This window comes from Methylobacterium ajmalii, from assembly GCF_016613415.1.
In the GTDB taxonomy this organism is placed as follows: domain Bacteria; phylum Pseudomonadota; class Alphaproteobacteria; order Rhizobiales; family Beijerinckiaceae; genus Methylobacterium; species Methylobacterium ajmalii.
In genome coordinates this window covers 84,685-107,289 of sequence record NZ_JACWCT010000066.1, presented here as the reverse complement: position 1 = coordinate 107,289, position 22,605 = coordinate 84,685, and the positions used below count along the sequence as shown (strand labels likewise).

16 protein-coding genes are annotated in these 22,605 nt (G+C 70.5%); 7 read left to right on the top strand and 9 right to left on the bottom strand.

The annotated features are described in order from the left end of the window. Positions 1-243 precede the first annotated feature (243 nt). On the top strand, positions 244-1,698 hold the full coding sequence (locus HPY23_RS12720; RefSeq protein ID WP_060850095.1) for a M81 family metallopeptidase: 1,455 nt from the start codon (positions 244-246) through the stop codon (positions 1,696-1,698). 16 nt (positions 1,699-1,714) lie between these two features. Here the strand turns inward: HPY23_RS12720 and HPY23_RS12715 are convergent, their stop codons facing one another. From HPY23_RS12715 to HPY23_RS12690, 6 genes are all read right to left on the bottom strand, one after another. Next, positions 1,715-2,278, bottom strand: coding sequence for a histidine phosphatase family protein (locus tag HPY23_RS12715; protein WP_091887438.1), 564 nt, complete (start codon positions 2,276-2,278; stop codon positions 1,715-1,717). 390 nt (positions 2,279-2,668) lie between these two features. Further along, positions 2,669-4,645 (bottom strand): transketolase family protein, encoded by a 1,977-nt coding sequence (locus HPY23_RS12710; RefSeq protein ID WP_091887440.1) that lies wholly within the window; start codon positions 4,643-4,645, stop codon positions 2,669-2,671. A 129-nt stretch (positions 4,646-4,774) separates the two neighbouring features. Further along, positions 4,775-5,923 carry an acyl-CoA dehydrogenase family protein gene (locus tag HPY23_RS12705; protein WP_091887442.1) on the bottom strand — a complete coding sequence of 383 codons (1,149 nt, stop codon included), beginning with the start codon at positions 5,921-5,923 and terminating at the stop codon, positions 4,775-4,777. A gap of 236 nt (positions 5,924-6,159) precedes the next feature. Further along, on the bottom strand, positions 6,160-7,368 hold the full coding sequence (pimC, locus tag HPY23_RS12700) for a pimeloyl-CoA dehydrogenase large subunit (RefSeq protein WP_060850091.1): 1,209 nt from the start codon (positions 7,366-7,368) through the stop codon (positions 6,160-6,162). Between the two features lie 182 nt (positions 7,369-7,550). Beyond that, positions 7,551-9,641: a 3-hydroxyacyl-CoA dehydrogenase NAD-binding domain-containing protein gene (locus HPY23_RS12695; RefSeq protein WP_091887444.1), complete on the bottom strand. Its 2,091-nt coding sequence runs from the start codon at positions 9,639-9,641 to the stop codon at positions 7,551-7,553. A 76-nt stretch (positions 9,642-9,717) separates the two neighbouring features. Then, on the bottom strand, positions 9,718-10,920 hold the full coding sequence (locus HPY23_RS12690) for an acetyl-CoA C-acyltransferase (protein ID WP_091887491.1): 1,203 nt from the start codon (positions 10,918-10,920) through the stop codon (positions 9,718-9,720). 245 nt (positions 10,921-11,165) lie between these two features. Between HPY23_RS12690 and HPY23_RS12685 the strand changes: the two genes are divergently transcribed. The 4 genes from HPY23_RS12685 (at position 11,166) to HPY23_RS12670 (ending at position 16,245) form a co-directional block, all read left to right on the top strand. Further along, a complete protein-coding gene (locus tag HPY23_RS12685; protein ID WP_091887446.1) occupies positions 11,166-11,939 on the top strand; it encodes an SDR family oxidoreductase in 774 nt (257 codons plus the stop codon). Positions 11,940-11,991: 52 nt separating this feature from the next. After that, positions 11,992-13,719, top strand: a complete 1,728-nt coding sequence (locus HPY23_RS12680; protein WP_091887447.1) for a class I adenylate-forming enzyme family protein — start codon at positions 11,992-11,994, stop codon at positions 13,717-13,719. A 535-nt stretch (positions 13,720-14,254) separates the two neighbouring features. Continuing rightward, the gene (locus tag HPY23_RS12675; RefSeq protein WP_244537594.1) at positions 14,255-15,730 is read left to right on the top strand and encodes a methyl-accepting chemotaxis protein; all 1,476 of its coding nucleotides are present in this window, start codon (positions 14,255-14,257) and stop codon (positions 15,728-15,730) included. A gap of 323 nt (positions 15,731-16,053) precedes the next feature. Then, on the top strand, positions 16,054-16,245 hold the full coding sequence (locus tag HPY23_RS12670) for a hypothetical protein (RefSeq protein ID WP_139234979.1): 192 nt from the start codon (positions 16,054-16,056) through the stop codon (positions 16,243-16,245). An 89-nt stretch (positions 16,246-16,334) separates the two neighbouring features. Here the strand turns inward: HPY23_RS12670 and HPY23_RS12665 are convergent, their stop codons facing one another. The 3 genes from HPY23_RS12665 to HPY23_RS33850 form a co-directional block, all read right to left on the bottom strand. Further along, positions 16,335-16,550 (bottom strand): hypothetical protein, encoded by a 216-nt coding sequence (locus HPY23_RS12665; RefSeq protein ID WP_091887451.1) that lies wholly within the window; start codon positions 16,548-16,550, stop codon positions 16,335-16,337. 257 nt (positions 16,551-16,807) lie between these two features. Beyond that, entirely contained in the window at positions 16,808-18,229 is a 1,422-nt protein-coding gene (locus HPY23_RS12660; RefSeq protein WP_091887453.1) for a phosphatase PAP2 family protein, read from the bottom strand. Between the two features lie 185 nt (positions 18,230-18,414). Then, complete coding sequence (locus HPY23_RS33850; protein ID WP_175539981.1) at positions 18,415-19,818, bottom strand: GGDEF domain-containing protein; 1,404 nt, start codon at positions 19,816-19,818, stop codon at positions 18,415-18,417. Between the two features lie 325 nt (positions 19,819-20,143). Between HPY23_RS33850 and HPY23_RS12650 the strand changes: the two genes are divergently transcribed. Then, complete coding sequence (locus tag HPY23_RS12650; protein ID WP_091887457.1) at positions 20,144-20,530, top strand: flagellar biosynthesis repressor FlbT; 387 nt, start codon at positions 20,144-20,146, stop codon at positions 20,528-20,530. A 1,143-nt stretch (positions 20,531-21,673) separates the two neighbouring features. Next, positions 21,674-22,519 (top strand): flagellin N-terminal helical domain-containing protein, encoded by an 846-nt coding sequence (locus tag HPY23_RS12645; protein WP_060850082.1) that lies wholly within the window; start codon positions 21,674-21,676, stop codon positions 22,517-22,519. Positions 22,520-22,605 lie beyond the last annotated feature (86 nt).

Below are 22,605 nucleotides of genomic sequence, written 5' to 3'. Positions count from 1 at the left end.
GCCGACGGGCTGCTGCTGCAGCTCGCCGCCCAGGTCGAGCGCGCCATCGGCGGCCGGTGGAACGACGGCAAGCGGCCGGGGGTGCACGTGGCGGCGGCGGGGTGAGGGCCGGCCCCTCGACAGAAACGTGGAATCAGGGTCATCCCGGGGCCGAAGGCGAGCCCGGGACGACGGCGCGAGCATGAGGCGCGCCGCCCCGACCCGGCTCCGTCTCGAAGACCATCTCCCAGAGGAGACCCATCCGTGAAGCTCTTCATCGCCGCGCTCGGCACCGAGACCAACACCTTCTCGCCGATCCCGACCGGGCGCGCCGCCTTCCTCGAGGACCTCTACGTCGAGACCGGCGCCTCCCGCACCTCGGATCACTGGTTCGCCGGGCCGCTCAAGGTCTGGCGCACGATGGGCGAGGCCGCCGGCTACGCGGTGGTGGAGAGCCTGGCGGCCTTCGCCCCGCCGGGCGGGCCGACGCGCCAGGACGTGTGGGTGGACCTGCGCGACCGCGTGCTGGCCGACCTCAGGGCCGCCGGCCCGGTCGACATGGTGCTGTTCGACCTCCACGGCGCGATGGTCGCCGAGGAGCAGGACGATTGCGAGGGCGAGCTCGTCGCCGCGGCCCGGGAGATCGTCGGCAAGGGGGTGACGGTGGGGGTCGAGCTCGACCTGCATTGCCACCTGAGCGAGCGCATCGTCGCGGCCTCCGACGTGCTGCTCACCTACAAGGAATACCCCCACATCGACGTCGACGACCGGGCGCGCGACCTCTTCCGCCTCTGCGACGACGCGCGGGCCGGCCGGATCCGGCCGACGATCGCCGTCGCCGATTGCCGGATGCTGGCGGTGTGGCGCACGCCCAACCAGCCGACCCGCGGCTTCGTCGACCGGATGAGCGCGGCGGAGGGGCGGGACGGCATCCTGTCCCTGTCGCTCGCCCACGGCTTTCCCTGGGCCGACCTCCCGGATGTCGGCGCCAAGGTGGTGGCGGTGACCGACGGCGACCCGGACCTGGCCCGGGCCACCGCCGAGGCGCTCGCCCGCGAATTGTGGGAGATGCGCGAGGCGACCACCGACCGGCTCCTGACCCTCGACGAGGCGGTGCAGGTGGCGCTCGATCCCCCGGCGGGCGTGACGGTGCTGGCCGACGTGTCGGACAATGCCGGGGCGGGCGCGGCGAGCGATTCGACGTTCCTGCTGCGCGCCCTCGTCGAGGCCGGCGCGACGCGCTGCGCCATCGGCAGCTTCTGGGATCCGGTCGCGGTCCGGCTCTGCCGGGAGGCCGGCCTCGGCGCGCGCCTGGCCTTGCGCATCGGCGGCAAGACCGGGCCGATGTCGGGCGATCCCGTGGATCTCGCCGTGCGGGTGATCGGCATCCAGGCGGACGCGGTCCAGACCTACGGCAACGGCAAGCAGCCGATGGGCGATTGCGTGATGGTCGAGGCCGGCGGCCTGCACATCGTGCTCAATGCCCTGCGCACCCAGGTCTTCCAGCCCTCGGCCTTCGAGCAGTTCGGCGTCTCGCTCACCGACTACGCCACCGTGTTCGTGAAGTCGGCCCAGCACTTCAATGCCGGCTTCGCGCCGCGGGCCGACCGTATCCTCCACGTCGCGGTGACGGGCAGCGCCAATCCCGACTTCGCGGCGCTCGTCCTGCCGCGGGCCGGCCGGCCGCTCTGGCCGATCGTCGCCGATCCGTTCGCCTGAGCGGGGCTGGCGGCGGTCAGCGCTCGACCGCCGCCAGCCGACCGGCCTCGTCCATCCGGCAGCGGACCCACTCGCCGTTGGCCAGGCTGCAGCCGGTGACCGCCATGATGAACACCCAGTGGCACACGACGAGGGTGTGGGCCCAGTCCGGATCTTCGGCCATCGCCGTGCCGAAGGCCGCGACGCGGGCCTCGAACAGGTGGTCGGGCTCCTCGTCCGCCTCGTCGGCTCCGCGCCACCAGACCTCGTCCATATGACTGAGATCGAGATGCGGCCAGGCGCGGGCGAGGTCGGTCCGGCAGGTGCCGGTGTCGCAACTCGCACCCCGGCGCTCGCGCACCATCGGGGTGACGAGGATCGGCAGGCCGAGACGCTCCGCCACCGGCGTCGCGGTCTGGAGCGCCCGGGTCAGGGGGGAGCACAGGATGCGCCGCACGCCCTCCCCGGCGAGCGACCGGGAGGCGGCCTCCGCCTGCCCGTGGCCGAGCGGCGTCAGAGGCGCATCCACGATGCCGGGATCGACCCCCGTCGCGTGGAAATGCAGGTTGAACTCACTCTGGCCGTGGCGAAGCAGGATCATCGGGCCAAGGTAGGGCGCGCCGTCGCGTCGGCGCCGCGACGCGCAGCCGCGAGGCACCGGCCGTCGCGCGGCCATCGCCGAGCGACCAGGCGGAAGCCGTACGATGAACGGCATGGGGGGCTCGGAATCGACCGCCGGCAAGGAACCGAGATTTTTCCGGACGGTCGAACCCCCGTTCGCGTCCTCGATCGAAGACGTTGTTTCGAGGGTGCGAACTCGCAACATCTGCTGAAATCGAGTAGAGTATTTGTTCCGCGCCAGACCTCGTCATGAGTTTTCGAAGCCTGCGTGATTCACGACGACGCAATCGGGGGGTACTTTCCATCCAACCCTCCACCCCAGAGTGAGGTGGAGGGTTGGATGGTGTATGGCGCTCGGTCAGACGGACTTTCAGAGCCGCGCCCGCACCTCCTCGACGACCCGCTCCGGGGTAAGGCCGAAATGGCGGGCGAGGTCGGCCTCCGCGCCCGAGGCGCCGAAGCCGCTCATGCCGACGAAGCCGCCGTCCTCGCCGAGGTAGCGGTCCCAGCCGAGGCGTACCGCCGCCTCGACGCCGACCCGGACGGTCCCGGGCCCCAGAACCTCGCGGCGATAGGCGGCGTCCTGGCGCTCGAACAGCTCCCAGGACGGCATCGAGACCACCGCGGTCGGGATGCCCTCTTCCTCCAGCCGCCGGCGCGCCTCGACGGCGAGCGCCACCTCCGAGCCGGTGGCGAGCAGCGTGACGCGGCGGGGGCCGGTGGCCTCCTCCAGCACGTAGGCGCCGCGGGCCGAGCGGTTCTCGCCCGAGCCGTCGCGCCGAACGGCCAGCAGGGCCTGGCGGGCGAAGATCAGCGAGGACGGGCCGGTGCGGGTGTCGAGGGCGATCTCCCAGCACTCGGCCGCCTCGACGGCGTCGGCCGGGCGCAGCACCAGCATGTTGGGAATGGCGCGGAGCGAGGCCAGGTACTCGACCGGCTGGTGGGTCGGGCCGTTGCGGCCGATGCCGACCGAATCGTGGCTGAACACGAACGGCACCGGCAGCCCCATCATGGCGGCGAGCCGCAACACCGGGCGCAGGTAATCCGAGAAGACCAGGTAGGTGACGCCGACCGGCACCACGCCGCCATGGGCGGCCATGCCGTTCATCATCGCCCCCATGGCGTGCTCGCGGATGCCGTAGTGGACGTAGCGTCCGCCCTGGTCTTCGGCCGTGAAGGCCTTGAGCTTGCGCTTGTGCTGGGTCGCGCCCTCGAGGTCCGGCGCGCCGGAGAGAAGTTCGGGAATGGCGTCGGCGAGGCGGTCGACCAGCTCGCCCGACAGCGCGATGCCGGATTGCGCCCTGCCCGACCGGGCCGCCTCGTCGCGGAAGGCCCGCAACGGCGCCTCCCAGCCCTCCGGCAGCTTGCCCTCGCGCAGGCGGTCGAGCAGGCGGCGGCGCTCCGGTGGCAGGGCGGCGACGCGGCGGGTCCAGGAGTCGAATTCGGGGGCGTTGCGCTCGCCGGCCTCGCGCCAGGCGGCACGGATCTCGTCCGGGATCTCGAAGGCGGGGTGCGGCCAGTTCAGGGCCTTGCGGGCGGCCTCGCTCAAGCTCGCCGGGATGCGGGCGGAGTGGGCGGCCCGCGTGCCCTCGACGCCGGGCAGGCCGCGGCCGATCACCGTGGTGCAGCGGATCATCGAGGGGCGCGGGTCGGCCTTGGCGAGCAGCAGCGCCGCCGAGACCGCCTCGATGTCGTGGCCGTCGACCTCCTGGACGTGCCAGTGGCTGAGGCGGAAGCGCGCCGCCATGTCGTCGCTCAGCGCGAGCTCGATCGCGCCGTCGTCGGTCATCTGGTTGTCGTCCCAGAGGAAGGTCAGCTTCCCGAGCCGCAGGTGGCCGGCGAGCGAGATCACCTCCTGGCCGACGCCCTCCTGCAGGCAGCCGTCGCCGACGAGCGCATAGGTGCGGTGGTCGATGATGTCCGGCCCGAGCCAGCGGTTGAGATAGGCCTCGGCCAGCGCCATGCCGGCGGCGTTGGCGATGCCCTGGCCGAGCGGGCCGGTGGTGGTCTCGATGCCGTGGGCGGGAGCGAATTCCGGGTGGCCCTCGCAGGGCGAGCCGAGTTCGCGGAAGCGCTTGATGTCGTCAAGCCCGATCCCCGCATAGCCCGACAGGTGGAGCAGCGAGTAGAGCAGCATCGAGCCGTGACCGTTCGACTCGACGAAGCGGTCGCGGTCGAACCACAGGGGCTCGCGGGCCAGGAACTTGAGGTGGCGGGTGAAGAGCGCCGTTACCGTGTCGGCGGCGCCCAGCGGCGTGCCCGGATGCCCCTCGCCCACCCGCTCGATGGCGTCGATGGACAGGAAGCGGATCGCATCCGCGAGCGCGCGCGGCTCGGTGCCGGTCATCTTGGGGTCCCTCCCGGGGATTGTCGGGTGCTCTTGAGGCACGATCACCCAACAATCGCCCGGGGCGGAACTCAAACGAGTTTTATCCGCGCCGAGATGAGCGGGATTCATCTCCCGCTCGGTCCCGCGTCAAGCGGCGATCAGCCCGCCCATCCGGGCGACCCGGCCGAGATGGTGGTCGGCATCGCCGAAGAGCTGGTCGATCATCGTCACGCGCTTGAAGTAGTGGCCGACGCTGTACTCCATGGTGACGCCGACGCCGCCATGGAGCTGCACCGCGCCCTGACCGACGATGCGGCCGGAGCGGCCGATCTGCACCTTGGCGCCGGCGACGGCGCGGGCGCGCTCCTCTGCGTCGTCCTCGCCCGCCATCATGGTGGCGAGGAAGGCCATCGAGCGGGCCTGTTCGAGCGCGATGAACATCTCGGCGGCCCGATGCTGGAGCACCTGGAACGACCCGATCGTCACCCCGAACTGCTTGCGGGTCTTGAGGTACTCGACCGTCAGGTTGTGCATCCGGTCCATGGCGCCGACCGCCTCGGCGCAGAGCGCGGCGATCGCCTCGTCGGTGACCCGCTCGATGACGGGGAGCGCGCCCGCCGTATCGCCGATCGCCGCGTCCGCCCCGACGCGGACCGAGGACAGCGAGACTTCCGCCGCCCGCAAGCCGTCCTGGGTCGGGTAGCCGCGGCGCGACACGCCCTCGGCATTGGCCTCGACCAGGAACAGGCCGATGCCGTCGCGGTCGCGCCGCGAGCCCGCGGTCCGGGCGGAGACGATCAGCCGGTCGGCGCTGTCGCCGTGCAGGACGAGCGACTTCTCGCCCTCCAGCACCCACCCGTCGCCGTCGCGGCGCGCGGTGACGCCGACGTCGTTCAGGTCGTAGCGGGCCTGGCGCTCGCTATGCGCGAAGGCGTAGCGGGTCTCGCCGGCGATGAGGCCCGGCAGCCATTCGGCCCGCTGCTCCGGGCTCGCGGCATGACGCAGCACGCCGCCGGCGAGCACGACCGTCGCCAGATAGGGCTCTAGCGCCAGGGCGCCGCCGAACGCCTCCATGACGATCATAGTCTCGACCGGCCCGCCGCCGATGCCGCCATCCTCCTCGGAGAACGGCACCGCGAGCAGGCCCTGCTCGGCGTAAGCCGCCCACATCGCCTTGGTGAAGCCCTCGGGCTCACGGCCGTAGCGCTTGCGGGATTCGAAGTCGTAGCGGTCAGCGAGAAGTCGCTCGACGCTGTCCTTGAGGAGGCGCTGCTCCTCGCTCAGATCGAAATCCATCGGGTCGTTTCCGTTCTCGCCGGCCTCGAAGCGCGGCTTTGTTCGATTCGTCCCGATCGCAACCTCATCCTGAGGTGCGACCGAAGGGAGCCTCGAAGGAGGGCTCCGGATGTCTCGGTGGTCCCTGGAGCCCTCCTTCGAGGTCAGTCCATCTGCGATGGACCGACACCTCAGGATGAGGTCGAGGGTGGGAGGGATCGGGTTGTTCTGCTGCCCGGCCCTGCCCCAACCTGTCCTCAGAGCCCCAGAATCGCCTTCGCGATGATGTTCTTCTGAATCTCGTTCGAGCCGCCGTAGATCGAGATCTTGCGCCAGTTGAAGTAGGTCGGCGCGGCGGGCCCCGCCCAATCCGGTCCCACCGGTGGCTCGTTGCTCAGGTGCTCGTCGCCCTCGTCCTCGGCCGCGTATGGCAGGGCGTAGGGGCCGACCACTTCGAGCAGCAGCTCGGTCGTCGCCTGCTGGATCTCAGAGCCCTTGATCTTGAGGATCGAGGAGGCCGGGTCGGGCTTGCCCTTCTCGCGGGTGCGCTCGGCGGCGACCACCCGCAGCTGCGTCATCTCCAGCGCCTTGAGCTCGATCTCGAGCGCCGCCAGCTTCTCGCGGAAGCGCGGGTTCTCCAGGATCGGGGTGTCGCCGACCCGCTCGATCGCCGCCAGCTCCTTCAGGCGCCGGATGCGCTGCTTCGAGACGCCGACCCGGGCGATGTTGGTGCGCTCGTTGCCGAGCAGGAACTTGGCATAGTCCCAGCCCTTGTTCTCCTGGCCGACCAGGTTCTCGACCGGCACCTTCACGTCGTCGAAGAAGACCTCGTTGACCTCGTGGCCGCCGTCGATGGTCTGGATCGGCCGTACGGTGATGCCCGGCGTCTTCATGTCGATGAGGAGGAAGCTGATGCCCTCCTGCTTCTTCACGGTGGCGTCGGTGCGCACCAGGCAGAAGATCCAGTCGGCGTACTGGCCGAGCGTGGTCCAGGTCTTCTGGCCGTTGACGATGTAGTGGTCGCCCTCGCGCACCGCCTTGGTCTTGAGCGAGGCGAGATCGGAGCCCGAGCCCGGCTCCGAGAAGCCCTGGCACCACCAGTCGTCGATGTTGGCGATGCGCGGCAGGAAGTGCTTCTTCTGCGCCTCGTTGCCGAACTGGGCGATCACCGGCCCGACCATGTAGACGCCGAACTGCAGCGGCGACGGGGCCGGGAAGCTCTGCAGCTCGTCGAGGAAGATGTACTGGCGCACCGGATCCCAGCCGGTGCCGCCCCACTCGACGGGCCAGTTCGGTACCGCCCAGCCCTTCTTGTTGAGGATCTTCTGCCAGGTGACGATGTCGTCCTTCGACGGATGACGCCCGTCGATCATCTTCTGGCGGATCTCCTGCGGGAGATTCTCTTGGAAGAAGGTGCGGACTTCCTGGCGGAAGGCGCGCTCCTCGGGGGTGAAGCGAAGGTCCATGGGGTGCCTCCTGGATGGCTTGTTGTCTTGAATTGGGTCGGCGCGACGCCTGAGCCCTCCCCCCTCTGCGGGGAAATGGATGGCGCGGGTTTCCCCTCTCCCCGCCCGCGGGGAGAGGAGAGGATCCGCACCCTTCTTTTCCCCGGACAACCCTGCGGCAGAGGGGGGAGGGCTGAACGACGCTACAGGTCCTTGAAGCCCTTGCCCTCGGCCGCCAGTCTTTCCAGCAAGGCCGACGGCTTGAACGCCTCGCCGTACTCGGCCTCGTAGGCGCGCAGGCGCTCCAGCACCTTGGGCAGGCCGATCGTGTCGGCCCAGAACATCGGGCCGCCGCGATAGACCGGCCAGCCGTAGCCGTTGATCCACACGATATCGATGTCCGAGGCCCGGATCGCCTTGCCCTCCTCAAGGATCTTCGCGCCCTCGTTGATCATCGGGTAGAGGGTGCGTTCCAGGATCTCCTGGTCGGTCGCGGCCTTCCGCTTCACGCCCTGGCGCTCGGCGACACGCGCGATGATCTCCTCGGTGACCGTGGAGGGCGTCGCCTTGCGCTTGGCGTCGTAGTCGTAGAAGCCGGCGCTCGTCTTCTGGCCGCGGCGGTCCTGCTCGCAGAGGAGGTCGCGCACGCTCTCCGACTTGTTGGTCTCCCGGCTCCAGCCGATATCGAGGCCGGCGAGGTCGCTCATCGTGAACGGGCCCATCGGCAGGCCGAACTCGTAGACCACCCGGTCGACGTCCCAGGGGGTGACGCCCTCGAGGATCAGACGGTTGGCCTCGCGCTGGCGCTGGGCCAGCATCCGGTTGCCGACGAAGCCGTGGCAGACGCCGACCAGCACCGGGATCTTGCCGACCTTGCGGCCGATCTGCATCGCGGTCGCGATGACGTCCTTGGCGGTCTTCTCGCCGCGCACGACTTCCAGAAGGCGCATGACGTTGGCCGGCGAGAAGAAGTGCATGCCGATCACGTCGGCCGGCCGGCTGGTCATCGCCGCGATGGCGTCGATGTCGAGGTAGGAGGTGTTGGAGGCCAGGATCGCGCCGGGCTTGGCGATTTGATCGAGTTTGGAGAAGATCTCCTTCTTGATCCCCATATCCTCGAACACGGCCTCGATGATGAGGTCGCACTCGGCGAGCTTTTCCAGCTCCAGGGTGTCGGTGAGGAGGCCCATCCGGGTCTCGACGTCCTCGGGCTTCAGCCGGCCCTTCTTGGCGGTATTCTCGTAGTTGGTGCGGATGGTCTTGATGCCGCGGTCGAGCGCGTCGCGCTTCGTCTCGACGATCGTCACCGGGATGCCGGCGTTCAGGAAGTTCATCGAGATGCCGCCGCCCATCGTGCCGGCGCCGATCACGCCGACGCGGGCGATCGGGCGGGCGGGCGTGTCGTCCGGCACGTCCGGGATCTTGGCCGCCTGGCGCTCGGCGAAGAAGACGTAGCGCTGCGCCGCCGACTGGGTGCCGGAGACGAGCTTCTGGAACTCCGCGCGCTCGAAGGCCAGCCCCTCGTCGAAGGGCAGCCGGCAGGCGGCCTCGATGCAGGCGATGCAGGCTTCCGGCGCCTCGAAGCCGCGGGTCTTGCGGGCATTCTCCTCGCGAAACGCGGCAAACAGGCCCGGATTCTCGCGCCCCTCGGCGATCTTGTCGTCTCGGTCGCGGATCTTCAGGAGCGGCCGGCCTTCGGCCACCACCCGCTCGGCGAAGGCGACCGCGTGGGCGCGAAGCGAATCCTCCGGCGCCAGTTCGTCGATGAGCCCCATCGCGGCGGCCGCCTTGGCGCCGATCGGCGAGCCGCCGACGATGACGTCGAGGGCCTTGCGGGGCCCGACCACCCGCGGCAGGCGCTGGGTGCCGCCCGCACCCGGCAGGATGCCGAGCTTGACCTCCGGCAGGCCGACCTTGGCCGAGGGCACCGCCACCCGGTAGTGGCAGGCGAGCGCGGTCTCGAGCCCGCCGCCGAGCGCGTTGCCGTGGATCGCGGCGACGACCGGCTTGGTCGACGCCTCGATGCGGTTGAGGAGGTCGGGCAAGCTGATTCCGCTCTGCGGCTTGCCGAACTCGGTGATGTCGGCCCCGGCCGAGAACATCCGGCCGCCACCGATCAGCACGATCGCCTTGACGGCGGCATCGGCCTCCGCGGCCTCGACCGCCGCCAGGATGCCCTGGCGAAGCGCGGTGCCGAGCGCGTTGACCGGGCCGGATTGCAGCGTCAGCACCGCGACCGCGCCCTCGCGGGCGGTCGACACGACGTTGTCGTTCGCGTTCACGTCTTGAGCCATCTTCGGCTTCGTCCCTCTGCCGGTCTCCTCCGGGCACCTCTTGGCGGGCGCCGTCACGAGCCGGAATGTGGCAGGATCAGTAGATCTCGAACAGGCCCGCGGCGCCCATGCCGCCGCCGACGCACATCGTCACCACGCCGTACTTGGCGCCCCGGCGGCGGCCTTCCAGCAGGATGTGCCCGGTCATGCGGGCACCCGACATGCCGTAGGGGTGGCCGATCGAGATCGCGCCGCCGTTGACGTTGAGGCGCTCGTCCGGGATGCCGAGCGTGTCGCGGCAGTAGAGCACCTGGCTGGCGAAGGCCTCGTTCAGCTCCCACAGGTCAATGTCCTCGACCCTGAGCCCGTGCTGCTTGAGGAGCTTGGGCACCGCGAAGACCGGGCCGATGCCCATCTCGTCCGGGTTGCAGCCGGCCACCGCCATGCCGCGATAGGCGCCGAGCGGCGTCAAGCCGCGGCGCTCGGCCTCGCGGGCCTCCATCAGCACCACCGCCGCCGCGCCGTCGGAGAGCTGGCTGGCATTGCCGGCGGTGATGAACTGCCCCTCCTTGATCCGCAGGCCGTCCTTGAACACGGGCTTGAGGCCCTGGAGATCTTCCAGCTTGGTCTGGGGCCGGTTGCCCTCGTCCTGGGAGAGCGTCACGTCCTTGTGCGAGACCGCGCCGGTCGCCTTGTCGACTACCGCCATGCGGGCTTCCATCGCCACGATCTCGTCGGCGAACTTGTTCTCGGCCTGCGCCCTGGCGGTGCGCTGCTGCGATTGCAGGGCGTAGGCGTCCTGCGCCTCGCGGCCGATACCATACCGCGCCGCGACGTTCTCGGCGGTCTCGATCATCGTCATGTAGATCGCCGGCACGTGCTCGACGAGCCACGGGTCCTGGCCGCGGAAGCGGTTGACCTTGTCGTTCTGGACGAGCGAGATCGATTCGAGGCCGCCGCCCACCGCGACGGCGAGCCCGTCGGTGATGATCTCCTTGGCGGCCGTCGCGATCGCCATCAGGCCCGAGGCGCATTGCCGGTCGAGGCTCATGCCCGCCACCGTCTCGGGCAGGCCCGCCCTGAGGGCGGCCTGGCGGGCGACGTTGCCGCCGGTCGAGCCCTGCTGGAGCGCCGCGCCCATCACCACGTCGCCGATCTCGGCCGGGTCGATGCCGGCGCGCTGGACCGCGTGCGCGATGGCGTGGCCGCCGAGCGCCTGCGCTTGCGTGTCGTTGAACGCGCCCCGGTAGGCCTTGCCGATGGGGGTGCGCGCGGTGGCGACGATGACGGCTTCCCGCATCTCGGTTCCTCCGATCATCCCGGTGCCGCTCTTCACGGCGGCCCGGGGTTCTGCCTCATTATCGGGGATTGGGTATGGTGCTGCAAGGGCCCCGAAACCGGGACCTGAACGAGGGACAAGTCCCCCGGCCATCCCTCCCCACGGCCGCGTTTTCGAAAACACGGCTTGCTTAATCGTCATACGGGGCTAAGGTCGGCGCAAAAGCAAGGCCTGTTTTGGCAAAGGCCCACCCGGGAGGACGCTCCATGCAGACGCCGCTCTTCGATCTGACCGGCCGCGTCGCCGTCGTCACCGGCTCGTCGCGCGGCATCGGCCGGGCCATCGCCGAGCGCCTGGCCGAGCACGGGGCCAAGGTGGTGATTTCCTCGCGCAAGCCGGAGGCCTGCGCGCCGGTGGCCGAGGCGATCAATGCCCGCCACGGCGAGGAGCGGGCCGTCGTGATCCCCGCCAGCATCTCGTCGAAGGCCGATCTCGAGCGGCTGGCCAAGGGGACCGAGGACCGCTTCGGCCGCATCGACACGGTCGTCTGCAACGCCGCCTCGAACCCGTATTACGGGCCGATGAGCGGCATCTCGGACGACCAGTTCCGCAAGATCCTCGACAACAACGTGATCGCCAGCCACTGGCTGATCGGGTTCTGTGCCCCCGGCATGATCGCCCGCAAGGACGGGTCGATCATCCTGGTCTCGTCGGTGGGGGGCCTGAAGGGCTCGGGCGTGATCGGCGCCTACAACGTCTCGAAGGCGGCCGACTTCCAGCTCGCGCGCAACCTCGCGGTCGAGCTCGGGCCCCACAACGTCCGGGTCAACTGCATCGCGCCGGGACTGATCCAGACCGATTTCGCCCGCGCCCTGTGGGAGGACCCGAAGTCGCGGGCCGCCTACACGGCGCGCACGCCGCTCGCCCGCATCGGCCAGCCCGACGAGATCGCCGGGGCGGCGGTCTTCCTCGCGAGCCCGGCCGGCGCCTTCATGACCGGCCAGAGCATCGTGATCGACGGGGGCCAGACCATCACCTGAGCGCTCCGTCCCTCCCGCGTCACCCGAGAATCCACCGATCACGAGCCCGCCGATGACCGAGCCGCACATGACCGCGCCGCTCTGGCCCGCCCTCTCCTTCGCCGAGGCGACCGCCCGGCTGACCGCGCCCGGATCCCCCTTCGCCGTCGCCGAGACCCCGATCCGCGGCGTGCCGACCCGGATCTGGGCCAACGCGCCGCTGACCCTGCGCGACGTCTTCGTCGCCGGGCGGGCGCACGGCCAAAAGACCTTCCTGGTCTACGAGGACGAGCGCGCGACCTTCGAGGCGTTCGGCCGCGCCACCCTGGCGCTCGCGGCCGACCTGATCCGCGGCGGCGTCCGGCCCGGCGACCGGGTGGTGGTGGCGATGCGCAACCTGCCGGAATGGCCGGTGGCGTTCTTCGCCGCGATCCTGGCCGGCGCGGTCGTCACGCCGCTCAACGCCTGGTGGACCGGCCCCGAGCTCGATCACGGCTTCCTCGATTCCGGCGCCCGCGTCGCCATCGTCGACGAGGAGCGCTGGGCCCGCATCGCGGAGCGCCGCGCCGCCTACCCGGCGCTCGCGCGGGTGCTCCTCGCCCGCGCGCCGGCCGCGCCCGGTACCGAGAGCCTGTCCGACATCATCGGCCCGGTCGCCGACTGGGCCGGACTGCCGGAGGGAAGCCTGCCGGAGGTCGCGGTCGGCCCCGAGGACGTCGCCACCCTGTTCTACACCTCCGGCACCACCGGCCGCTCGAAGGGCGCGATCGGCACCCACCGGGCCGGCGCCTGCGGGGTGATGGCGCATCCGTTCTCGGCCGCGCGGGCCTTCCTGCGCCGGGGCGAGCCGGTGCCGGCGCCGGACCCGGCCGCGCCCCAGCGGGTAGCCCTGCTGTCGATCCCGCTCTTTCACGTCACCGGCTGCTTCGCCACCCTGGTGCCGAACCTCTATCGCGGCGGGCGCCTGGTGATGATGCGGCGCTGGGACCTCGCCCGCGCCATGGCGCTGATCGAGCGCGAGCGCTGCACCAGTGCCGGCGGCGTGCCGACGATCGCGTTCCAGCTCCTCGACGGGATGGCGGCCGGCACCCACGACCTCTCCTCCCTGGAGACGATCAGCTACGGCGGCGCCCCGGCCCCGGCCGAGCTGGTCCGGCGCCTGCGCGCCGCCTTCCCGAAGGCGCAGCCCGCCACCGGCTGGGGCATGACCGAGACCTCCGGCACCTTCACCCACCACCAGGGCGAGGATTACGTCCACCGCCCCGACAGCTGCGGCCCGGCCCTGCCGGTCTGCGAGACGCGCGCCGTGGACCCGGAGGGCCGCACCCTGCCCCCCGGCGAGGTCGGCGAATTATGGGTCAAGGGCCCCAACGTGGTGGCGGGCTACTGGAACCGGCCCGACGCCGATGCCGAGGTGATGCGCGAGGGCTGGCTGCGCACCGGCGACCTGGCGCGGATCGACGCCGAGGGGTTCGTCACCATCGTCGACCGGGCCAAGGACATGCTGATCCGCGGCGGCGAGAACATCTATTGCGGCGAGGTCGAGAGCGTCCTCTACGAGCACCCGGCGGTGGTCGACGCCGCGCTGGTCGGCATCCCGCATCCGACGCTGGGCGAGGAGCCCGGCGCCGTGGTGGCGATCGCCCGCGGTGCGCAGACGAGCGAGGAGGAGCTGCGCGCCTTCGTGGCCGCCCGCCTCGCCTTGTTCAAGGTGCCGGTCCGCGTCCTGCTGCACGAGGAGATCCTGCCGCGCAACCCGAACGGCAAGATCCTGAAGAGCGAGCTGAAGAAGCTGTTCTGAACGGAAACTCGCTGTCCGGATCGCGATGGTTCCCATCCCCCAACCTCCCCCCGAGGCCGGGGATGGGGCGGGGTCGCCGAAGCCGGGCGAGCAGGTCCTCGATCTCGCGAACGTGGCCGCGCGGCCACCGCCGAGCGATCGACCGGCTGTGGGAGGGATAGGCGACGATCCCGGCCCGGCGGGATCGGCCATCCTTCGGGGCGCTCCGGGGCCGCGCCCGCTTCGCGCCGAATCCAGGCGCTCGGCTGGACAGTGGATCGGGTGGAGGGCCTCGCCCCGAAACGTCCGAGCGTCTGGATCCCGTCTGCCGGCGCGACCGCGGCTGTCGAGCGTCTCGCCCGTCCCTGGGCCCGCCTCGCGCGGACGCGCAGCATCACCGCGCGCCTTTCTGCGTTTAGCATGTATTCCAGCTTCGCCATCTGCGATGAGCCGCATCCGTTTACTGTTAGATGCTGGCTGTGCCACATCCTATCCTTTACCGTTCAATAAGGTTCACGCCGCATCGTGCCGGGCAAGTCCCCCAGAGGCCGACGCCGTGCCCTTCCTGCAATCCCGCCACGCCGCACTCCTCGCGGCGGTCGACCGATCCCAGGGCCGGATCGAGTTCGATCCCACCGGCACGATCCGGGACGCGAATGCCTGTTTCCTGGTCCTCACCGGCTACTCGCTGGCCGAGCTCCGCGGCCGTCACCACAGCCTGCTGATGCCGCCCGACGAGCGCGAGAGCCCGGACTACGCCGCGTTCTGGCACGGGTTGCGGCAGGGCCGGTTCGAGACCCGCGAGTTCCGCCGCATCGCCAAGGACGGCCGGTCGATCTGGATCCAGGCGTCCTACAACCCGGTACTCGATCGCCGCGGCCGCGTCGTCCGGGTGGTGAAGCTCGCCTCCGACATCACCGCCCGCAAGGAGCGCGACGCCTACCTGGCCGGGCAGGTCGCAGCCCTCGACCGATCGCAGGCGGTGATCCACTTCACGCCCGCGGGCGTGATCACCGAGGCCAATGCCGGCTTCCTCGCCACCATGGGCTATGCCCGCGACGAGGTGGTGGGGCAGCACCACCGCCTGTTCGTCCCCGAGGCGCAGCGCGACGACCCGGCCTACCTCGCGTTCTGGCGGGCGCTGGCCGAGGGCCGCCACCAGGCCGGGGAGTTCCGCCGCGTCGGCAGGGACGGACGGGAGGTCTGGATCTTCGGCGCCTACAACCCCGTGCTCGGCCTCGACGGCAAGCCCTGCGCGGTGGTGAAGTTCGCCACCGACATCACCCGCGAGGTCCGGGACCGCGAACGCCTGGCCGCTGGCCAGCGGGCGATCGAGTCCGACATCGCCGCGGTCACGCTCGCGGTCACCGACGTGTCCGACCAGGCCCGCGCCAGCGCCGAGCAGACGGTCCGGGCCGCCGACAGCGTCGAGGCGGTGGCCGCCGGTGCCGGCGAGTTCTCGGCCTCCGTCGCCGCGCTCGGCCGTCACGCCGAGGAGGCTCGCGCCGCCTCGGAGGTCGCGCTGCGCCAGGCCCGGGACGCCGGCTCCATCGTCAACGGGCTGGCCGAGGCAGCCGGGCGGATCGGCGAGGTGGTGTCGCTGATCCGCGCCATCGCAGACCAGACCAACCTGCTCGCCCTCAACGCCACCATCGAGGCGGCCCGGGCCGGCGAGGCCGGAAGGGGATTCGCGGTCGTGGCCGCCGAGGTGAAGGAACTCGCCGGGCAGACCGCCAAGGCGACCCACGAGATCGGCACGCAGATCGCGGCCGTGCAGGGCGCCACCGCGTCGGCGGTGTCGGCGATGGACGCCATCGCGGCGGCGATCGGCCAGGTCAGCGCCATCTCGGTCGGCGTCGCCTCCGCCGTCGCGCAGCAGGCCGGCGCGACCCGCGACATGTCGGCCAGCATGCAGGGCGCCGCCGAGGGCGTCGCCGCGGTACGCCGGACGGTGGAGCGGATCAGCGGCTCGGCCGAGTCGGTCGACGTCTCGGTGCGCAAGATCGCGCAGGCCGCACGGGCGCTGCTGTGACCCGGATACCGGCTCGTGCGGGCGCGAGCCCGCGCGACGGCAGGCCGCCCGGATGCGAGCCCGTCAGGCGCTGAGCCCGAGCAGCACCACGAGGGCGATGCCGAGGGCGAGGCAGGAGCCTGCGGCGAGCAGCACGGGCATCGGACGACCTCCGGGACAGCGGCGATGCGCCAAGGGTCTAGCGCTGGAGCGAGGGCTAGCGCCGGAGTGCGGCCTCTCCGTGACGATGCGGCAGCGCGGTCCGGACGATCCCGCCACCGCCGCCGACTCGCTCCGACAGGCATGTTCCGGTAGTATGGCTCCTGCGACAGACAGGGAGAGCCATGCATCTTGTTGTGACGGCCCATACTGCGGATGGGCATCTTTCCTACCAGCGGACCTCGCCGCAGGCGGCCCTGGACAAGGCCGACGAACTCGCGGCGGACGGTCACGAGTGGGTCGTGATCACCGACATCACCGGCCGCGACTACGAGCCCGGCGAGTTCGACAGCCTGTTCGTCAACCCGGGCAGCTGAAGAGTGCCGCCTGGCCGGTGTCCGCTGGCGTCGGAGATTCTTTCACGCCCGCGCGCCCGCTCTGGATCGGGCGCCGGCCTCGCCTTGGTTCAGGCGCCGACCTGGAGCAAGCCGGCCGCAGCGGACGGAGCCGACGGCTGCGAGCGCTTGGGGAACGGGATGATCAGGCAACTCTGCTCGGTCGCCTCGGCGTCGCGGCTGCGGCCGGTCCGCCGGATCGCGGCGGCGATCGCCACCATCGCGCGGGGGGAGTAGCCGCGACGACGCAGCCAGGCCGGGATCGAGGAGGAGCTTCGCTTCGACATGGTCGGATGAGCCGCTGCAGGTTTGTGACGGCTCAAGTTCAAACACGGATGCCGGATGCGGGATACGTCGCTGCGTCCCGATCTCTTGCCTGAGAATCTCAAGCCGCGAACCGCGCCCTTGAAGCCGCGGTATCGCAGCGCGACATTGTCAGACCGCACTTGAGAAGGGACGCGGCACCCGTCGCGACGCCGTCCCGGGCCCGCGCCATCCGGCGACCGGGCGTCCCGCCCGCCGGATCGGCGCCGCCAGGATCGCCTCAGCGTCCGGCCTGCTTGCGCGTGGCCAGTTCCGCCGCCTTGCCGGCGGCCGCGTAGAGGTTGAGGCGCGAATAGACCCCGAAGGCCGAGCCGTCGTCGAGGAAGCCGCCGCCCGGCCCCTGCGTCTCGGTCAGGATGGCGTTCGCCTCCGCCAGGGACAGGGACGGGAAGGCCGCGGTCAGGAGGTGGCCGGCCTCGGGGGCGAGCTTGGCCACGTCCTCGACCGTGCCGGCGGTCTCGGCATGGACCACCGGCAGGCCGTAGGTCTGGGTCGTCTCGTAGAAGGCGGCGTTGGCGGTGGCGTCCCGGAACCGGCCTGTATCGGCCTGCGCGCAGGTCGCCAGCGCGTCGCCGCAGACCTCCTTGAGCACCCGGCCGAGGTCGGAGCGGGCGGCCTCCAGGGCGGCGCGGTAATCGGTGATTGCGACCGCGTCGTTGGTGGCCCGGCTCATCTCGCCGATCACCGCCGGATTCTTGCGGATCTGGCCGACATAGGCCGGATCGTTGGCGAGCAGGTGGGCGACCGCGTGGAGCGCCACCGTGCGCCCGCCGAGCACGTCCATGGCGTAATGCGCGCCGACGACGACGCGGTTGTTGCCGTACTCGGCCGCCCGCACGATCATCTGCTGGTAGCGCTCGGGGACGAGGAGCGCGAGGACCAGGGCCTCGGTGTAGCCATAGGTGGTGTGGCCGCTCGGATAGGACGGGCTGTCGGTCAGGTTCTGGCTCGGCCCGTGCAGCCAGTCCAGGCTGTGCGACGCTTGCCCGAAATAGTCGGCCCCGCGATAGGCGGTGAGCCGCGCCAGGGTCTGGAACGGGCGGGAATTGCCGTAGGCGTCGGCGCCCTTGGCGCCGGCCGGCCGCTCGTAGGCCTTGCCGAACACGTCCACGACGCCGCCGCGCGCGGCGAGGATCGCCGCGGCCGCCTCCGAGACCGGCGCCTTGCCGTCGGTGGTGCCGTTGGCGAAGAAGTATTTTCCGGAGTTCGAATCCGACTTGGTGATGTTGTTGGTGTAGCCGATCAGGTCGGCGACCGACTGAGTCACGTTGCCGAAGGTCTTGTAGTCGGTGTAGCGCGCCCGCTCCTGGTAGATCGTGCCGAGCCGGCTGCCGAGCCCGTCGGCGAGCTCGGTGGCGTTGCCGTCGGTGATGAAGCAGTCGCGCAGGGCGAGCTGCCGCTGCTCGTCGAAGGGCATCAGGTAGGGCTGCTGCCCGGCGCCCGACTGGATGTCGCCGGTCACCCTCAGGTTGGCGGCGAGCGCCGCCCGCCCCGCCTCGGTCCGCGGCAGCGCGCTCACGGTGGCGAGCCCCTTCAGGGCGGTGAGGTTCGTCGCGGTCTGCGCTTCCGCCGGAAGCGGCAGCAGCAGGCAAGCGAGGGCCGCACCGCGAACCGCCGCACCGTGAATCGTCGCCCTGCGCATGATGTCGGCCTCCCGCCGCGTGGCTCGATGGCGCCGCCGCGAGACGGGGCCGCCCGCCTCCTGTTGGGCGCGGTGGCCGCCTCCTGTCCAGCCCGGACCGCGACCTTTCATGTCGCGACGGGTCGGGCGGTGGGCATCGCAGGTCGAAAGCGGATCCGGCCCCTCGCCGCTCTGCGCCGCCGGCGTCAGGCGGCCCGCTCCACCCGGTTCCGCCCAGCCGCCTTGGCGGCGTAGAGCGCCGCGTCGGCCTGGGCGAGCAGCGCCTCCAGGGAAGGCGGCCGGTCCGCGTCGGCGACCGCGAGGCCCAGGCTCACGCTCATCCCGGACAGGGGCGGGACGGATCCGCCCGCGCCGTCCTCGGCCGGCACGGACAGCGCCGCCACCCGCAGGCGGAGGCGCTCCGCGGCGAGCCAAGCCTCGCTCGCCTCGGCCGCTGGCAGCAGCACGGCGAATTCCTCGCCGCCGAGCCGTCCCAGGATCGCGCCCTCGCGCAGGCTCGCCTGCAGCCCGGCGGCGACCGCCGCCAGCACCCGGTCTCCCTGCGCGTGGCCGAAGCGGTCGTTGATCTGCTTGAAGTGGTCGATGTCGATCATCAGCACCGCCGCCGGCCGCCCCGCGGCGGCGAGGTCGGCCAGGATCACGCCGGCCCGCTCGAAAAACGCTCCGCGCCGCAGGACGCCCGTGAGGTGATCGTGCCGGGCCAGGTGGTCGAGCCGGCGCAGCAGATCGTTGCGGGCGCCGTTGACGATGGCCACCGCCATCGGCCCGAGCGCCACCAGGGCGATGCCGAGCCGGGCCGACATCACCGAGTTGATGTAGAGGAAATTGCTGTCCGGCAGCCGCAGCAGGCCCACCGCGATGGCGAAGAGCTGCACGACGCTGATCGATGCCGTCAGCACCAGCGTCGGAAAGACCGGATAGCGCAGGGCGCACCAGATCAGGGCCGGGACGGGCAGCGCCAGCACTCCCGGCCCCCCAAGGACGACCGCGCAGGCCAGCGACAGCGCGAGGGCGGCCACCGGCAGGAGGTCCTCGCGCCGGCACCGGGGCCCGGCGCGCAGCCGCTCGAGAAGGAGGTGCAGGGGCCGCCGCGGCGCCGCGAGGAACGGCGGCAGCAGGATGATCGCCACGGCGAGCTGGCCGTTGAACCAGTCGAGCAGGCTGGCGACGAACCCGCGCCCGAACACCACCGCGCCGGCGGCACCCCCGATCAGGGCCTCGGCCGCGGCGCTGGCAAGGCAGACGACCAGCACCGACGGCATGGCCCGGGGCTGGTCGAGGCGGTGCGCGCCGGCCGCCAGGACGCGGCCGGCGACCATGTAGCCGGTCCCGACGCCGGCCAGGTTGGCGAGGGCGAGCCACACGGTCGGGAGCCAGGCGGTGCCGACGGCGAGATCGGCCGCCAGATAGGCCGCGAGGGCGCCGAGCCACGCCGCCGGGGTGGCGCGGCCGGGATGGCGCAGCAGCATGCCGAGCAGCACGGCGTTGGCCGGCCAGAACAGGGCGAGCGGCCCCAGCATCCGGGTCGCCAGGACGGCGAACAGGGCGCAGGGCAGCACGATCGCCCCGGCCCAGGCGAAATCCCGCACGGCCCGCCCCGCCGGCGACGCACCCGGCCCGGATCGGCGGAGGAAGGGAGCGGGCAAAGGGGTCATGACGGCCTGCGAACGCGCCTCGCGACGCGGCGGGGCATGCCGCATCGCCGGTCCCGCGTGGTGCCCGGGGACCGTTCCGTGGCTTCCGTTACCACGACGGCGCCGGGATGGGAGCGTGCCGCGACCGTTCCCACACCGGATGCCGGCCCTTGCCGCACGTGGTATCGCCGCACCGCCTCGTCCGGCCTCCGCGCCGGCATGCTTAGGCAAAAATTAACCGTGATGCCGCAAGCAAGGGTGGGAAAAAAGTGCTCGATTCATGGCCCTGCGCATCGACCTCAAACCGCACGAGCGGCTGATCATCGGCGATGTCTCGATCCGCAACGGCGGTCGTCGCGCCTCGCTGACCTTCGAGACGAAGGCGAAGTTTTTGCGTGAGAAGGACATCCTGACGGAAAGCCAGGCCAGGACGGCCTGCGAGAAGCTGTACGTGATCCTCCAGGCGATCTACCTCACCGACAAGGATATCCTGATCGAGAACGAATTCGTGCAGCACGCGAACGAAATCATGACCAGCGTGCCGTCGATGGGGCTGTACATCGCCGACATCCATAAAAAGATCGAAGATGGCGATTACTACCTGGCCTTGAAGGCCGGGCAGGATCTCATCACTTACGAAAAATACTTGACGAATCTGGTCGAGTGACGCGAGGCCGGTCGCGCGGCGCCGGACCTCCTCTCGTCACGCCGCATCGCGACGGCGATTCTCGCCTCGGACGTCCCCATGCGCCACCGCGCATGGGTCGGCGGCCAGGGCCGCTCGCGTGCGCGCCACTCGATGCCCCGGCGCGCCGCGCGTCTCACCCATCGCCTTGAGCGAGGGGTTTCGGCCGGACGGCACGCCGACCGCGCTCCGCGGCGCCGAGGGCACCGGCGGCACGATCCTGCCCTGCCCTACCGCCCGACGACATCGGCGAGCCGGCCCGTTCCGCGACAGGGCGGCGGGGCTCGGGGATGCCGCGATCGCAGATCGCCGTTTCGATCCGCCCCCCCCGGGACGGCGCGGTCGCTCTCCCGGCATCCATGCCCTCTCCTCCGGACGACGGCCGCTCGACCGGGCGGCCTAAGACGTGATGCCTAGGAAGACCGGGGTACGCCGGCGGAGATCGTCGGTCGCGAGCGTCTCGTCCCATCGGGAAAAGAGTAAACGCCAAGACCGAACGGGGCTGTCTGCGCTGCGCCCGCCTCCGTTTTTCGTGGGCGGATTGTGAATAAGTGGTGCGAAAGCCGCTGGTCCGCACGACCGTCCGGCGACCAGTTCGCGGCCCGTAGTTTGGTATAGACCTAGACATGATCATGCGCGCGAGCGCTTCGGGCCGCGCCGAAGTGTATCGACGAGGCCGTCGACATCAATATCTGCATTTTTTAGTACAATAAAATTCATCGAAAACGAGTCTTAATTCAATAAATGATCCAAAAATCTTGTTTTATCTTGATATAAATAATATATATAATCGATTGATGTTTTGCAAAATCACCAATCGAGACGTTGTATTCCGATATGAAGAATTCGATCCGGCAGGATCGAGGTGTGGTGATCGTCGTCATGTCGTTTGCTCCCATCCGCCCCGGTCGATGCAATCCGGGGTAATCCCGGAACACATGGTTGTCGTCGATGACGCTGCCGAGATCCGCATCAGGCGCTGTTCCGGAGGCCCATGGTACGGCCGCGGCGGGGCAAAGAGAACGTTTTATTAATGATTAACGCCGTACAACACGGCAACTGGCTTGACGAAGTGGAAATCGACCCATGCCTGTGACGCTTTCTGCGGGTATCCGCGATACCCTGGTGACCATTCAGCAGACCGTTGCCGACGCGACCATCGCCCAGAATCGGCTGGCGACCGGCAAGAAGGTCAACTCCGCCCTCGACAACCCGCTGAACTATTTCGCTGCCGCCGGCCTCGACCAGCGGGCCAGCGACCTGTCCGGTCTGCAGGACAACATGCAGCAGACCGTGCGCACCATTGCGGCCGCGAGCGCCGGCATCGACGGCATGACCAAGCTGTTCCAGACCGCCCAGGGCCTGGCGAACGCCGCCGCCGCCGAGAGCGATCCGACCCGCCGCAACACCCTGACCACCCAGTTCAACACCATCCTCTCCCAGGTCGACGAGTTGATGAAGAACTCGGGCTACGGCGGCACCAACCTGCTCAACGGCGACAAGCTGAACGTCTCGTTCGACCCGAAGTCGACCACCTCGACCCTGTCGATCCAGACGAATGCCGGATCGATGGGCACCGGCGCCCTGACCTCGAGCAACCTCGGCGTGCCGACGTCCGCCGCGGGCGCGTGGACCAACGCGACGACGGTGGCCGGTGGCACCTCGGCGACGAGCAACACGGTCGGCGACGCGGCGATCGCCGCCAAGCTGACCCAGCTGAGCACCGCGATCGGTACGCTGCGGACGGAGTCCAGCGGCCTCGGCTCGACGCAGGCGATCATGGCGGCGCGCCAGGCCTTCACGACCTCGATGGTCAACACTCTGAAGAGCGGCTCGGGCGACCTCACCCTTGCCGACCTGAACGAGGAAGGCGCCAAGCTGAGCTCGCTCAACACCCGCGGCCAGCTCGCCCAGACCGCCCTGTCGCTCGCCACCCAGCGCGACCAGCAGGTCCTCCAGCTTCTGAAGTAAGCCCCGTCCGGCCGCCATCCGCGGCCCGGCGACGAGTCCCGCACCAGCCTCACGCGACCTTCCGCGGTCGGCCAGCCTTCGAGCTC